At 36.0% G+C, this 15,007-nt stretch carries 14 protein-coding genes; 9 read left to right on the top strand and 5 right to left on the bottom strand.

Annotation, left to right across the window (positions count from 1 at the left end; genetic code table 11):
• Window positions 1-210: 210 nt before the first annotated feature.
• Both rnjA and CD29_RS01000 read right to left on the bottom strand, forming a co-directional pair.
• Complete coding sequence (gene rnjA / locus CD29_RS01005; protein WP_036181908.1) at window positions 211-1,878, bottom strand: ribonuclease J1; 1,668 nt, start codon at window positions 1,876-1,878, stop codon at window positions 211-213.
• Window positions 1,879-1,883: 5 nt separating this feature from the next.
• Complete coding sequence (locus tag CD29_RS01000; RefSeq protein WP_036181906.1) at window positions 1,884-2,093, bottom strand: DNA-dependent RNA polymerase subunit epsilon; 210 nt, start codon at window positions 2,091-2,093, stop codon at window positions 1,884-1,886.
• Between the two features lie 484 nt (window positions 2,094-2,577).
• On the opposite strand from CD29_RS01000, the gene CD29_RS00995 reads away from it, so the two are divergent.
• Window positions 2,578-3,348 carry a Cof-type HAD-IIB family hydrolase gene (locus tag CD29_RS00995; RefSeq protein WP_036181904.1) on the top strand — a complete coding sequence of 257 codons (771 nt, stop codon included), beginning with the start codon at window positions 2,578-2,580 and terminating at the stop codon, window positions 3,346-3,348.
• Between the two features lie 396 nt (window positions 3,349-3,744).
• Here the strand turns inward: CD29_RS00995 and def are convergent, their stop codons facing one another.
• The gene (gene def / locus CD29_RS00990) at window positions 3,745-4,299 is read right to left on the bottom strand and encodes a peptide deformylase (RefSeq protein WP_036181902.1); all 555 of its coding nucleotides are present in this window, start codon (window positions 4,297-4,299) and stop codon (window positions 3,745-3,747) included.
• A 385-nt stretch (window positions 4,300-4,684) separates the two neighbouring features.
• Between def and pdhA the strand changes: the two genes are divergently transcribed.
• The 6 genes from pdhA (at window position 4,685) to CD29_RS00960 (ending at window position 10,912) form a co-directional block, all read left to right on the top strand.
• Window positions 4,685-5,797 carry a pyruvate dehydrogenase (acetyl-transferring) E1 component subunit alpha gene (gene pdhA / locus CD29_RS00985; protein WP_036181900.1) on the top strand — a complete coding sequence of 371 codons (1,113 nt, stop codon included), beginning with the start codon at window positions 4,685-4,687 and terminating at the stop codon, window positions 5,795-5,797.
• A 3-nt stretch (window positions 5,798-5,800) separates the two neighbouring features.
• Window positions 5,801-6,778, top strand: a complete 978-nt coding sequence (locus tag CD29_RS00980; RefSeq protein ID WP_036181897.1) for an alpha-ketoacid dehydrogenase subunit beta — start codon at window positions 5,801-5,803, stop codon at window positions 6,776-6,778.
• A gap of 75 nt (window positions 6,779-6,853) precedes the next feature.
• Window positions 6,854-8,188: a dihydrolipoamide acetyltransferase family protein gene (locus CD29_RS00975; RefSeq protein ID WP_036181895.1), complete on the top strand. Its 1,335-nt coding sequence runs from the start codon at window positions 6,854-6,856 to the stop codon at window positions 8,186-8,188.
• A 6-nt stretch (window positions 8,189-8,194) separates the two neighbouring features.
• Window positions 8,195-9,607 (top strand): dihydrolipoyl dehydrogenase, encoded by a 1,413-nt coding sequence (gene lpdA / locus CD29_RS00970; RefSeq protein ID WP_036181893.1) that lies wholly within the window; start codon window positions 8,195-8,197, stop codon window positions 9,605-9,607.
• Between the two features lie 137 nt (window positions 9,608-9,744).
• Complete coding sequence (locus CD29_RS00965; protein WP_081976096.1) at window positions 9,745-10,260, top strand: CidA/LrgA family protein; 516 nt, start codon at window positions 9,745-9,747, stop codon at window positions 10,258-10,260.
• Window positions 10,235-10,912: an LrgB family protein gene (locus CD29_RS00960; protein WP_408056588.1), complete on the top strand. Its 678-nt coding sequence runs from the start codon at window positions 10,235-10,237 to the stop codon at window positions 10,910-10,912. Before CD29_RS00965 ends, CD29_RS00960 begins: the two co-directional genes overlap by 26 nt.
• Before the next feature lie 283 nt (window positions 10,913-11,195).
• Here the strand turns inward: CD29_RS00960 and CD29_RS00955 are convergent, their stop codons facing one another.
• Window positions 11,196-12,665: an aminotransferase class I/II-fold pyridoxal phosphate-dependent enzyme gene (locus tag CD29_RS00955; protein WP_036181889.1), complete on the bottom strand. Its 1,470-nt coding sequence runs from the start codon at window positions 12,663-12,665 to the stop codon at window positions 11,196-11,198.
• Between the two features lie 149 nt (window positions 12,666-12,814).
• Between CD29_RS00955 and CD29_RS00950 the strand changes: the two genes are divergently transcribed.
• Both CD29_RS00950 and CD29_RS00945 read left to right on the top strand, forming a co-directional pair.
• Window positions 12,815-13,774 (top strand): NAD(P)H-dependent flavin oxidoreductase, encoded by a 960-nt coding sequence (locus tag CD29_RS00950; RefSeq protein WP_036181887.1) that lies wholly within the window; start codon window positions 12,815-12,817, stop codon window positions 13,772-13,774.
• 21 nt (window positions 13,775-13,795) lie between these two features.
• Window positions 13,796-14,074, top strand: a complete 279-nt coding sequence (locus CD29_RS00945; protein ID WP_036181885.1) for a UPF0223 family protein — start codon at window positions 13,796-13,798, stop codon at window positions 14,072-14,074.
• A gap of 249 nt (window positions 14,075-14,323) precedes the next feature.
• Here the strand turns inward: CD29_RS00945 and CD29_RS00940 are convergent, their stop codons facing one another.
• Window positions 14,324-14,953 (bottom strand): YktB family protein, encoded by a 630-nt coding sequence (locus tag CD29_RS00940; protein ID WP_036181883.1) that lies wholly within the window; start codon window positions 14,951-14,953, stop codon window positions 14,324-14,326.
• Between the last annotated feature and the right edge of the window lie 54 nt (window positions 14,954-15,007).

The raw sequence follows: 15,007 nt of genomic DNA, 5'->3' as shown, positions 1-15,007 counted from the left end.
CATGGATGTACGAGTGCCGGTAGTGCGACAGGATGTCGCGTTTACGGACGGCCAGTTGCTGAGGCCCACACGATGTGGGTCATGTCGGCGATGCAACAGAGGCCAACACGACGTTGGTCATATCGACGATGCCACAGGACGTGGCGTTTTCGGCGATAAGTTGCGTTTTCGCCGACGCGGAGCTGAGCGGGCGTTCTCCGCTTTTCTTTATTAAACTTCCATAATGATTGGTAAAATCATAGGTCGTCGTTTTGTTTTTTCAAATAAATATGGACCTAATACATCATTAATTTCGTTTTTCAATTCAGTCCATTGAGTCGATTTCTCTTGAATTGTCTCGCTTAAATGACTAGCAAGCATTTTTTGTGCCTCACTAATTAGTGAACCAGATTCGCGCATATAGACAAATCCACGAGAAATAATATCCGGACCTGCTACTACTTTTTGCTTTTTCATATCGACACTTACAACAACAATGACTAATCCTTCTTCAGATAGAATACGACGATCTCGTAATACAATATTTCCAATGTCTCCGATTCCACTTCCGTCAATATAAACGTCACCAGAAGGAATACGTCCAGCCACATGTGCTTCGTTAGGACTTAATGAAAGAACATCTCCATTTTCCATGACAAACGTGTTTTCAGCTGGAACATCACAGTCAACCGCTAAATTTGTATGCATTTTTAGCATGCGATATTCACCATGAATAGGCATAAAGAATTTCGGTTTGATTAGACGAAGCATTAGTTTTTGTTCTTCTTGAGAACCATGACCAGAAGTGTGGATATTATTTAATGATCCGTGAATAACTTCTGCTCCAGCTCTGAACAATAAGTTAATAATTTTGTTTACACTTGTCGTGTTACCAGGAATAGGTGACGAAGAAAATACAACTGTATCACCTGGTTGAATTTGAATTTGTCTATGAGTACCGTTAGCAATTCGAGATAACGCAGCCATTGGTTCCCCTTGAGAGCCTGTACATAAAATCATTACTTCATTTGCAGGAAGACGATTTATAGCTTGCGCATCTACAAACGTTTCTTTAGGTGCTGTAATATACCCGAGTTCACGACCGATTGTAATCGCGTTATCCATTGAGCGACCAAAAACGGCGATTTTCCGTCCGTATTGAGCGGCAGCATCAGTAACTTGTTGTAGTCGGTGAATATTCGATGCGAAAGTTGCAAAGATAATACGACCTTCTACTTTTCTAAATATATCATGGATGCTTTCGCCAACTTTTCTTTCAGACATAGTAAAATTCGGTACCTCTGCATTTGTACTGTCTGAAAGTAAACATAATACACCATCTCGGCCAATTTCAGCCATTTTCGTTAAGTTTGCAGGTTCTCCAACTGGAGTAAAGTCAAACTTAAAGTCACCTGTGTGAACGATATTTCCAGGTGGTGTTTTAACAACAATCCCAAATGCGTCTGGGATACTGTGAGTTGTACGGAAGAAGCTAACAGATGTTTTTCGGAATTTGATGACATCGTCTTCTTTAATCTCAATTAACTTAGTCGTACGAAGTAGACCATGTTCTTCTAACTTATTACGTAATAAGCCAAGAGCTAATTTACCACCATACACTGGAATATTTACTTGACGAAGTAAATAAGGAATACCGCCAATGTGGTCTTCATGTCCGTGGGTAATAAATAAACCTTTAATCTTATCTGCATTGCGCACTAAGTAAGTATAATCTGGTATTACGTAATCAATCCCAAGTAAATCATCCTCAGGGAATTTAATACCTGCATCGATAACGATGATTTCATCTTGGAATTGTACTGCATATGTGTTTTTACCAATTTCGCCCAGTCCGCCGAGTGCGAAAACGGCTGCTTGATCATTTTTTACAAATTTCATGTGGATTAAGCATTCTCCAATCGGAAGTTCGGGCTATTTTGCTCATACTCTAAATAATTGCCCTCTAATAATTGAATATACTCAATATTGTAATTACGGTCTTTTAAATATTGGCGTACTTCTCGTTCTGAAGAAGCTTCTAAATAAAGACTTTGTGTGTTTTCGCGAACTGGTACTTCATGTGCATTTTCTTGATAATAAACTTTGTAAATCATTTTCTCTCTCCTTCGATACGAACAATTTGCATCTTTTTCAATTTTTCCACATTTTGTGAATCTATTCAAATCCAAAATTGAAAATTATTGTAATGCATATAGGTTTTTTAGTTAGTTTGCCATTTGCTGATTCACAAATAGTAATTGCTTAGTTTAAGTTCTAACCCATTTTTACATTATTTTAAAACAAGACTTCGAAGCTATATAATAAAATAAAAATGTTGGGAATTTTACTAAACAAAGTTAAAAAGAATGCATTTCCTTTATATTATCATGTGACTGATTTAAAATAAAGAAAAGCCCTTCTAAATGAAGGGCTTAAGCGATAGATTTTTTTCCGAGGATGCCATTTAATCGTTTCAAAATTCTCTTTTTGAGTCGTTTTAACATGGCAAATCACTCCCTAACTACATTATATTGAAGAGTAATATATATGTAAAGTGTTTTTCGTTAACAAGGAAATATACATGGAAAGGATTAGTAAATGACTAAAATATTATTTTTTGATATTGATGGGACACTATATAATAGTGAGAAAAAGATACCTGAATCTGCAAAAGAAGCTATAATTCAAGCACGGGAAAATGGGTATGAAATAGCGATTGCTACTGGTCGAGCACCCTTTATGATTCAACCGATTATCGATGAATTAGAAATAGATACATACGTTACATTTAATGGTCAATATGTTGTATATAAAGGTGAAGTAATTTTTACTGATGGAATACCTGCGGAACAGCTAACGAAAATTATTGAATTTGGCCATGAAAGGAATCATCCGGTTGTTTTTATTGATGATAGTAAAATGATTGCTTCTGTTGAAGGGGATTCTAATATTACGATTAGTTTAGAAACTTTAAAACATCCATATCCAATTATTGATCCTCAATTTTATAGATCAAATAATGTATACCAAACATTAATTTTTATGGAAGAAAAAGATGAGCTGCTTTATATGGAACAGTTCCCTAATGTTAAATTTATACGTTGGCATGAGTTTTCCTGTGATATTCTTCCAAAAGATGGATCGAAGGCACGTGGTATTCAAAAGATACTTGATAAGATGAATATTCCTTTAGAGAATGTATACGGCTTTGGAGATGGTTTAAATGATATTGAGATGTTACAAACTGTTGGTATAAGTGTGGCAATGGGTAATGGACATGAGAAAGCAAAAGCAGTTGCAGATGTAATTGCAGGTCATGTTGATGAAGATGGACTTGCTAACGTATTAAAGGAATTAAAAATAATATAAACCTTATTACTATTATAAGTAAGGAGATGCCAAATGCTTGGGCATCTCCTTATTTTTGTTTAACTTCATTCAGTAAAAGTCTTCCACTTCTATCATTGTTGAGATTAATGCATAAGAAATACCTTTGGGTGCGTATTCAAACCATGACTGAATGAAGTTATAGCCTCCGGCGGATGCCACAGATTTTCAAAGGTTTATTAAATGAACTTTAGACTAAGAGCGCCACGTCCTGTGGCAACGTCTAAGTGACCAACATCCTGCTCCTGCGGTGCGGTAGCTCCTCGTCGCAAAAGGGATTTTGTTGGCCTAAGCTCGATAAAATCTGGGCGGTAATGTTTTGACTGCACCGAAAGCTTGCGGCAGGTGCAAATACGCCAAGGCGAATTTGATCGAGTACTATTCACCAAATGGTATTGAATCTGGAATTGAGGCAAATGGATTTTCTTCGTTAATATGATCGTAGAACATAATGCCGTTTAAATGATCTAACTCATGCTGAAAAGCAATTGCAGGTAATCCTTTTAAACGCATTTTTTGTTCCTTACCATCAACTGTGAAAAACTTAGCAGTGATTCTAGCGTATCGAGGTACATAACCTGGTACTTGTCGATCTACTGAAAGACAACCTTCACCGCCAGTTAAGTAAGTTTTTTCAACAGAATGGCTTACAATTTTAGGGTTAATTGCTACAAAGCTTAATAGTTCTCCTTTTTCATCTTCTAAATGAAGCGCAAACATTCGTTTTGATACATTGACTTGATTAGCTGCAAGACCAATTCCTGGACGTAATCCATATTTTTCAGCTGTTTCGGGATCTTGGCTATTAATAAGATATTCTAACATGTCAGCTGCTAAATTTTTATCTTCTTCGGTTAAAGGAAATTTAACTTCTTCTGCTTTCACTCGTAATGTCGGATGACCTTCACGAATTATATTATCCATTAAAATCATAAAATTCTTCCTTTCAAAATTGACTAACTATATAAAATATAAAAGTCGAAATCTATTGGTTTCCATTATATAAAATAACATATGAAAAAAAAGAAATCTTATGAAATTTTTTTTAATTGTTGACCTTAAAGGGTAATATATAGTTGGTTTAGGTTTTATTTTCTAAAATATAGTTTACGAATAGCAGGAGAAAAACAGGTCTGTTATAACACAGACATAAAAGTATATATAACAGTTATTAAGTGTCTTTAAGTACAAAAAAATGATGATTATTAGAATAATAAGTGATTGACCGATTGGAAATATTTATATATACTAAATTTCAAGATGTGTTGTACCAATAAAAAATGAAAAAATTCTGATACAGATAAAGGAGAGGTGTCGTATGGGAGAAAAACTTTCAAATCAATATAATCCAAAAGCGGTATTAAATGAAGTGGAAGAAAAGTTCCAAATGTTCCAGATTTTAAACGAAAAAGGGGAAATTGTTAGCGAGGAAAATGAACCAAAACTATCTGATGAAGAATTGGTAGAACTAATGTCAAGAATGGTCTATACAAGAATTCTAGATCAACGTTCTATTTCTTTAAATCGTCAAGGTAGACTTGGTTTCTATGCTCCAACTGCAGGTCAAGAAGCATCACAAATAGCTTCACATTTTGCGCTAGAAAAAGAAGACTGGATTTTACCAGGCTATCGTGATGTTCCTCAAATTGTATGGCATGGCTTACCATTATCAAAAGCGTTCCTATTTAGTAGAGGTCATTTTGTAGGAAACCAAGCTCCAGAGGGTGTTAACGTATTAGCACCTCAAATTATTATTGGTGCACAATACATCCAAACTGCTGGGGTGGCATTAGGATTGCAAAAACGCGGCAAGAAAAATGTTGCGATTACTTATACAGGTGACGGCGGTTCATCACAAGGTGACTTCTATGAAGGTATTAACTTTGCAGGAGCATTTAAATCGCCAGCAATCTTCATCATTCAAAATAACCAATACGCGATTTCAACGCCACGCGAATTACAAACAGCTGGGAAAACGCTTGCACAAAAAGGTATTGCAGCTGGTATTCCATGTGTTCAAGTAGATGGAATGGATGCATTAGCGGTTTATGTTGCAACACGTGATGCAAGAGAACGTGCAATTAATGGAGAAGGTCCAACGTTAATTGAAACTGTTTGTTACCGTTATGGTCCACACACAATGTCTGGTGACGATCCAACACGATACAGAACGACAGATATTGACAATGAGTGGGCAGCTAAGGATCCGATTGTTCGTTTCCGTAATTATTTAGAAGGAAAAGGATTATGGTCTGAAGCAAAAGAAGAAGAAGTTATTGAAAGAGCAAAAGAAGAAATTAAAGAAGCGATTAAAATCGCTGATGAAACACCTAAACAAACGGTGACAGACCTAATTACGAATATGTATGAAGAATTACCTGTGAACTTACAAGAGCAATATTCAATCTATAAAGAGAAGGAGTCGAGATAACCTATGGCACAAATGACAATGATTCAAGCAATTACAGATGCTCTTCGCTGCGAATTAAAAAACGATGAAAATGTTTTAGTATTTGGTGAAGACGTTGGAGTAAACGGAGGAGTGTTCCGTGCTACTGAAGGACTTCAGCAAGAATTCGGTGTAGATCGTGTATTTGATACACCGCTTGCAGAATCTGGAATCGGAGGTTTGGCGATAGGTTTAGCTCTTACAGGTTATCGACCAGTACCTGAAATTCAGTTTTTTGGTTTCGTATTTGAAGTGATGGACTCTATTAGCGGTCAACTAGCACGTATGCGTTATCGAAGTGGTGGAGTATATAGTGCGCCAGTAACAATTCGTTCTCCGTTTGGAGGAGGGGTTCATACTCCAGAAATGCACTCTGATAGCTTAGAAGGCTTAATGGCACAATCACCAGGTTTAAAAGTGGTGATTCCATCAACTCCATACGACGCGAAGGGATTACTAATTTCAGCAATTCGCGATAATGATCCGGTTATTTTCTTAGAGCATTTAAAATTATACCGTTCATTCAGAGAAGAAGTTCCTGAAGAATCATATACAATTCCAATTGGAAAAGCAGATGTAAAACGTGAGGGGAAAGATTTATCGATCTTCGCTTACGGTCTTATGGTTCACGAAAGCTTAAAAGCTGCAGAAGAACTAGAAAAAGAGGGTTATTCTGTAGAGGTTGTTGATTTACGTACAGTACAACCACTTGATATCGAAACAATTATTGCTTCAGTTGAGAAAACAAATCGTGCGATCGTTGTTCAAGAAGCTCAAAAGCAAGCTGGTATTGCGGCGAACGTAGTAGCTGAAATTACAGAACGTGCAATTTTAAGTTTAGAAGCACCAGTTTTACGAGTTGCAGCGCCAGATACAGTGTACCCATTCCCTCAAGCGGAAAATGTTTGGTTACCAAACTATAAAGACATTATAGAAACTGCGAAAAAAGTATTAACATTCTAAGATTCCAATCTTTTTGTCCACTAGTTATAAAAGATGGAAGAAAACTAACATTTGACCATTGAAAGGGTGAAAACTATGGCGTTTGAATTCCGCATGCCTGATATCGGTGAAGGTATACATGAAGGTGAAATCGTAAAATGGTTTGTAAAAGTTGGAGATACGATAAAAGAAGACGACGTATTATGTGAAATTCAAAATGATAAAGCTGTTGTTGAAATGCCGTCTCCAGTAGAGGGGAAAATTGAAGAAATCGTTGTTGGTGAAGGAAGCGTAGCAGTTGTTGGAGATGTTTTAATCCGCATTGATGCTCCTGGTTACGAGAATTTAAAACTTAAAGGTGATGCCCATCACGAAGAACGCTCTGAAACACCAGTAGTAGCACCTGAAGTGCAACAAAGTCATGAACAGATTAAACTTGCACCAGAGCCTACACCACAACCTGTAGCTACAACTACAGAGACAACGGTTGATACTAACAAACGTATTATTGCAATGCCATCTGTTCGAAAATTTGCTCGTGAAAACAATGTAGAAATTTTATTAGTAAATGGAACAGGGAAAAATGGCCGCATTTTAAAAGAAGATATTAAAAACTACCTAAAAGGTGGAAATGTTACGCCTGAGGTAGAACAGTTTGTTGAACAGGAAGTTGTACAAGAAGACAAGACAGTAGCTCCAACACCAATCCCTGTGTCTCTTGAAGGTGAATTCCCTGAAACAAGAGAGAAAATGTCTGGTATTAGAAAAGCAATTGCAAAAGCGATGGTACATTCAAAACATACTGCACCACACGTTACATTAATGGACGAAGTAGATGTAACTGAATTGGTTGCTCACCGGAAGAAATTCAAGGATGTAGCGCTTCAAAAAGGCATTAAGTTAACTTATTTACCTTATGTAGTTAAAGCATTAGTGTCTACTTTACGTGAATTCCCAGAGTTTAACCGATCACTTGATGATGCGACTAGTGAAATTATTCAGAAACATTATTATAATATAGGTATTGCTGCTGATACTGAAAGAGGATTGCTTGTACCGGTTATTAAACATGCCGACCGTAAATCGATTTTTAGCATCTCAGCCGAAATCAATGAGCTAGCAACTAAAGCACGCGAAGGCAAACTTGCACCAAATGAAATGAAAGGCGCATCTTGCTCAATCACTAACATCGGCTCTGCTGGTGGTCAGTGGTTTACTCCAGTTATCAATCATCCGGAGGTAGCTATTTTAGGTATTGGTAGAATTTCAGAAAAACCAATTATAAAAAATGGTGAAATTGTAGCTGCACCTGTGTTAGCATTATCATTGAGCTTTGATCATCGAATGATCGACGGTGCGACTGCGCAAAACGCTTTAAATCATTTAAAACGTTTGCTAGCCGAGCCGGAACTTTTATTAATGGAGGCGTAATATAAAATGGTAGTTGGAGATTTTGCAATTGAAATTGATACACTCGTAGTAGGCGCGGGCCCTGGTGGTTACGTTGCGGCTATTCGTGCAGCACAAACAGGTCAAAAAGTGACTGTTGTAGAAAGAGCTGAAGTAGGTGGGGTTTGCTTAAACGTTGGATGTATTCCTTCAAAAGCATTAATTTCAGTTGGTCACCGTTTTGAACAAGCAAAACATTCAGAAGATATGGGGGTTTTCGCTTCTGAAGTAAAACTTGACTTTACAAAAGTTCAAGAATTTAAAAATAGTGTTGTAAATAAATTAACTGGCGGTGTAGCTGGTTTATTAAAAGGAAATAAAATTGAAACTGTAAAAGGTGAAGCATATTTTGTAGATGCTAATACAGTTCGTGTAGTAAATGGCGATTCAGCTCAAACATACACATTCAAAAACGCTATTTTAGCAACAGGATCTCGTCCTGTAGAAATTCCTACATTTAAATTTTCTAAACGCGTTCTTAGTTCAACAGGCGCTTTAAATTTAACGGAGTTACCTGGCAAATTAGTTGTTATTGGTGGAGGTTACATCGGAACCGAGCTTGGTTCAGCATTTGCTAACTTTGGTTCAGAAGTAACAATTATCGAAGGTGGAAAAGACATTTTAGCTGGCTTCGAAAAAGCAATGACTCAAATCGTGAAAAAAGGCCTTAAGAAAAAAGGCGTTACAATTGAAGTAAACGCTTCTGCAAAAGGTGTAGAAGAAACTGAAAATGGTGTTGTCGTTACTTATGAAGTTGGTGGACAGGAGAAAAAAGTCGAAGCAGATTACGTATTAGTAACTGTTGGTCGCCGTCCAAATACTGATGAATTAGGTTTAGAACAAATCGGTGTCGAGTATGCTGAACGTGGACTTATTAAAGTTGACAAACAATGCCGCACAAATATTCCAAATATTTATGCAATCGGTGATATCGTTGCGGGACCACAACTTGCTCATAAAGCATCTTACGAAGGTAAAATTGCTGCTGAAGCAATTGCTGGAGAAAAATCAGTTGTTGATTATTTAGCAATTCCTGCTGTATGTTTCACAGATCCAGAAATGGCAACAGTTGGTTATAGTGAAGAACAAGCTAAAGAAGAAGGTTTAGAAGTAATTGCTGCTAAATTCCCATTCGCGGCTAATGGTCGTGCTCTAGCACTTAACCAAACAGAAGGCTTTGTAAAACTTGTTGCTCGTAAAGAAGATGGCCTTTTAGTAGGTGCACAAATTGTTGGAGCAGGTGCTTCTGATATGATTTCAGAAATGGCTTTAGCAATTGAAGGTGGTATGACTGCAGAAGACGTTTCTTTAACAATTCACCCTCACCCAACTTTAGGCGAAATTACAATGGAAGCTGCTGAAGTATTACTTGGCAATCCAATTCATATTATTTCTAAATAATTATAATAGACGATGGACTCTTGCTTAATTGCAAGAGTCCATATTTTTTTGTTTGCATTTTCTACTAAGTGATACATAACTTTTCATTAGTAGTTTACTTTTAAAGTCAATAGACATATAGCCGGAACAGGCGTAAAATGACCATATATGAGGGGGTGTCGGTCATTATAAAGGAATCATTTCAATCTAAAACAATTCATGTTATTCGTACAGTTGCACAAGTTATACTATTATATGGCTTTCACTATTTAGGTGTATTCATTGTTACATTGACCAAAATTCCATTACCTCCAAGTGTCATAGGATTTATTTTATTATTTATTTGTTTACTATTAAACTGGGTAAAGGTTGAATATATACGTGATGGAGCAACTTTTTTAATAAGTTTTATGTTAATATTTTACATTCCACCATTAATAGGAATAATTGAATATCCACAATTATTATCTCCAACTGGAATTATATTATTTGGTGCTGTTATTATTAGCACACTGTTTTCTCTATTTATTACTAGTTTTCTAGGACAAAAAATAGAGAAGAAAGAGGAATTATTAAAAATGAAATCTACAAAAGTTGAAGTGGATATAAATCTAACCGCAGAAAAAGGGACGAAAGGAGATGGGGAGAATGAACATAATACTATCAATCATTAGCACCATTGTAGTTTATTTGTTGATGGCAAAGGTTTATAAACGTTTCAATTACCCTTTCTTGCTCCCAGTAGTAACTGCTTCTATTATAATAATCGTTGGACTTTTAGTTTTAAATATACCGTACGAGGTTTATATGGAGGGTGGAAAATGGTTACAGCATTTGTTAGGGCCAGCAATTGTTGGTCTTGCTTATCCACTCTACAATCAGCGACATTTATTAGTAAAGTATAAATATAGTATTATTTCTGGTTTGTTTATCGCAATGATTAGCGGTTTAATCAGTGTTTATGTCTTCTTAGCTTTATTTAATATTGAAAAAGAGCTAATTTTAACCGCTTTACCTAAATCATTAACAACACCGATTGCGATGCAAGTTAGTGAAACGATAGGTGGTATTGCACCTTTAACTGCCGCATTAGTTATGGTTGCTGGATTTACTGGTGCCATTTTAGGGCCTTCTGTTTTTAAATTAGCGAAAATTAATTCTTCGATTAGTAGAGGTATGGCAATGGGAAGTGCTAGTCATGGTGTTGGTATATCAAAACTAATTGAATATGGGGAAGAAGATCTTTCAATTGGTTCTGTTTCTATGAGTCTAAGCGCAATTATTGGAGCGGTAATCTGCCCAATCTTTGCACTTCTTATCATTTAAAGGGTAGTTTTTAGGTACATTAAGTCCAAAAAATAGTCATTTTGAAATAAAATCTTTTCACAACTAATTTAAGGTAATATAATATATATTAGTGGAAATAATTACAAAAAAATATTGTATATGGTAGAAAAAGAGTTATTTGGATGTCAAAGCAAACTGTACGAAATCGCGATGTTCATCTTTAAAAAGGTTATTTAGAAATATCCAAGCCTAATACATTAAATAATGGCGTCAACTAATCTAGTTTTGATAAAACTAAATAGCTGACGCCATTTTATATAAATTAGAATATTGGCATACGTTCTTTAATAACCCGTATTGTTTTTAGTGTCGGATCTTCTGGACCTTGAACAGGTAACCCAGCATCGATATTCATTTGAATATATTTAATATTTTCTTCAGTAATTATTTCCCCTGGAATAAAGATTGGTATACCAGGAGGATAAACCATGATAAATTCTGCACAAATGTATCCTGCTGAATCTTTCAATGGTACCATCTCTGTTTGAGAATAGAATGCGTTACGAGGTGACATAGCAAGCGCTGGGATATCAGGTACTCGAACATTCGATTCTACTACTGTAGCTTCAGAATCATAAGCTTGTGACATACGTTGTAGTGCATTAATTAGTAAGTTTACTTCTTTTTTCGTATCACCTAATGTAATAATACAAAGAATATTATATAGGTCAGATAATTCAACTTCAATATTTGCATTTTGGCGTAGCCATTCTTCTGCTTGATGACCTGTAATCCCTAAATCTTTTACACTAATAAGCAATTTAGTTGGATCCATATCAAAAGTAGCAGTTGAGTTAAGTTTATCGCGACCTGCACATTTTAAATGCGGTATTTTATTAATGCGTTTTCTCGCATCTTTTGAAATGCGAATTGCTTCATCGATTAGTTCATATCCATTTACGGCTAATTGACGTCTAGCGGCATCTAATGAGGCTAGGATTGGATATGAAGTGGAAGTAGTAGTTAACATTGAAAATACTGATTGTACGCGATTAATCGAAACAAGACCTTCTCGAACATTTAAAACAGAACTTTGTGTCATTGAACCACCCAGTTTATGCACGCTAGTAGCAGCCATATCTGCACCAGCCTCCATAGCTGAGATTGGAAGTTCATCGTGAAATTTTATATGAACACCGTGTGCTTCATCAACAATAACTGGAATACTACGCGAATGTGCAAGATCAACAATCTGCTTCAAGTCGGCTGCAAATCCATAATAGGTAGGATTTATAACAAGCACAGCTTTAGCATCGGGATAAGTATCTAATGCTTTTTCTACCGATTCAGCTGAAATCCCATGAGAAATCCCATATTCTGTATCAATTTCTGGAGCTATAAAAATTGGGATGGCACCTGCTAATACGATTGCCGACATAGTCGATTTATGCACGTTGCGTGGTACGATAATTTTATCTCCAGGACCTACAACGGTGAGTATCATTGTCATAATGGCGCCACTAGTCCCTTGAATAGAGAAAAATGTATGATCAGCACCAAAGGCCTCAGCTGCTAGTTTTTGAGCTTCTTTAATTACACCTTTTGGTGAGTGTAAATCATCTAGCGGAGCAATATTAATTAAATCAATTGATAAAACGTTGTCGCCGACAAACTCTCGAAAAGCGGGATCCATTCCTTGACCTTTCTTATGTCCAGGGATATGGAATTGGATTGGTTGTCTATTTCGATGTTTGAGTAATGCGTCGAACAAAGGAGTGTTTAACTGTGACAACGCAGGTACCACCTCACTTTATTTAAAATAAAAATACAAAGCAAGAAGAATTATAGCACCTCTTGAGCTCTGTGACTATATAAAAATACAGGAAATTTATTTTCTATTCAAGTAAGATAATAGAAAAGTTAAAATGGGGGAATTTTTAGATGAATTGGGAGACACGTGTCACGAAATTGTTAGGAATACAGTATCCAATTATACAAGGGGGATTGGCTTATTTAGCCTATTCAGATTTAGCTGCAGCAGTTTCGAATGCTGGGGGACTAGGTCAAATAACAGCGCTTACTTTAGAAACACCAGAACAACTTAGAGAAGAAATTAGGAAAGTAAGAGCAAAGACTAATAAGCCTTTCGGAGTGAATTTTGCATTTGGTAATTACGGAAAAGGTTATGAGCCTATGGTTGAAGTAGTTTTAGACGAGGATGTACCTGTAATTACGATGACGGGTGGAAATCCAACACCGATGTTTGAGTTGCTAAAAGATAGTAATGCAAAAAAGTTAGTTCTTGTTGCAGCGCGAAGACAAGCTCAAAAAGCGGAAGAACTTGGTGCTGATGCAGTGATGGTTGTTGGTCAAGAAGGTGGGGGTCACTTAGGTCGTGATGATGTTGGGACAATGGTTCTAGTACCTCAAGTAGTAGATAGTGTTTCAATTCCTGTAATTGCTTCTGGAGGAATTGGTGATGGGAGAGGATGGATGGCTGCACTCGCTTTGGGTGCTGAAGGAATTGAAATGGGCACTCGTTTTATTGCAACAAAAGAATGTGTTCACGCATCTAAAGCTTACATCGATGCATTACTAAATAGTAGTGAGACAGATACTACTGTTATAAAACGCTCCATTGGTGCACCAGCTCGTGCATTGAAAAATTCATTTACAGATGAAATTTTAAAAATTGAAGAAAGCACACCTACTTATGAAGCTTTAAAAGCTTATATTAGTGGCGAAGCAAACAAGAAGTTTATATATGACGGAGATGAATTTAAAGGATATGGTTGGGCAGGTCAAGTAACAGGAATGATCAAAGACGTTCCTACTGTATCAGAATTAATACAACGTATGGTTGCACAAGCAGAGACAATACGAGTAAAATGGGGACAATAAATGTAAAGGCAGGGTATTTTTATGGAATATTCTTATCCAATTTCGCCAGATTGGTCGACAGAAGAAATTATAGCCGTAGTTCAATTTTTTGAGGGAATCGAAAAAGCATACGAAAAAGGGATTATGCGGGAAGAAATGCTAACTCGATATCGTAAATTCAAAGAGGTTGTCCCTTCACAAGCGGAAGAAAAATCTATTTTCCGTGAGTTCGAAGAAGAAAGTGGTTATGTAAGCTACACAGTAGTGAAACAAGCAAAAGAATTGGAAAACGGACAGACTATTAAAGTTTTAAAGAAATAACATTATTAAAGGGGATGCTGTTGATTCTTTTTTGCGGATTGAAAAGGGGTATCCGCAAATTGAAAAACATCAAAAAGGCTAATTTAGGCCAAGTTCTGTTTTTCAAAAAGCAACAACATCCCTCTTATATTTTTTCAATAAAATGTGAATAAAAAATAAATCATGTAAAAGAGTAGAAATAATGTAATGTTTCCTATTCATTCGTGCATATTAATTATACAACACAAAAAATTAGACTATAACTTTAGATTACTTATTAACCATCACGTTGTAGATTGGCAAAAGAGCCTCAAAAGTTTCTTCAGTAAGTTCAAGAAATTCATCGGAAGATAAAAGAACAGCCTCTTCTCTGGAAATATAGCGTCCAACTAAAAAATCTCTTTTTTTCACATCTCGACACTTTTTTAGTGCTTGCTCCAACTGTTCTTCCAGGCCTACTTCTAAGGATATTACTTCTTGAGTCATATGATTACCTGAAAAAACAAAATGATTTGGCAAAGTATTGAATATTTCTATTTCTTCAAGAAGCCGACTTGCCATTACATCTTTTTGAGGAGCTTCATAAATAATTGCAACTATGATGAATAAATAATTGTCCCAAAGACCAATTTGAAAATGAGGAAGTGATTTATAACCACGTTTATAAGACGAAAAAGCAACCCATGAATCTTTAGGTGGATTCACCGTTCTTCTAGCATGCTTTGCAATATGTGGAAAAAATTCCTCTCCTAAATTGATACTTAAATAGTCTGAATATTTTTCACCTAAAATTTGAAACTTTGGACGAATAATCGAAGATAATGCTTCCATTCTTTGTTCTAAACCATCTATTTTAAAAACATTAAAATCTTCATCAGTCCATTGAATATTATTTAACATTTTCTTACCACCTTTCAAAAAATGATGTTTATTTTCTTAAGTTTTTGGGAAAAA

This window comes from Ureibacillus manganicus DSM 26584, from assembly GCF_000772945.1.
GTDB classification, from domain to species: domain Bacteria; phylum Bacillota; class Bacilli; order Bacillales_A; family Planococcaceae; genus Ureibacillus; species Ureibacillus manganicus.
This window is presented reverse-complemented; position numbering and strand designations above follow the sequence as displayed.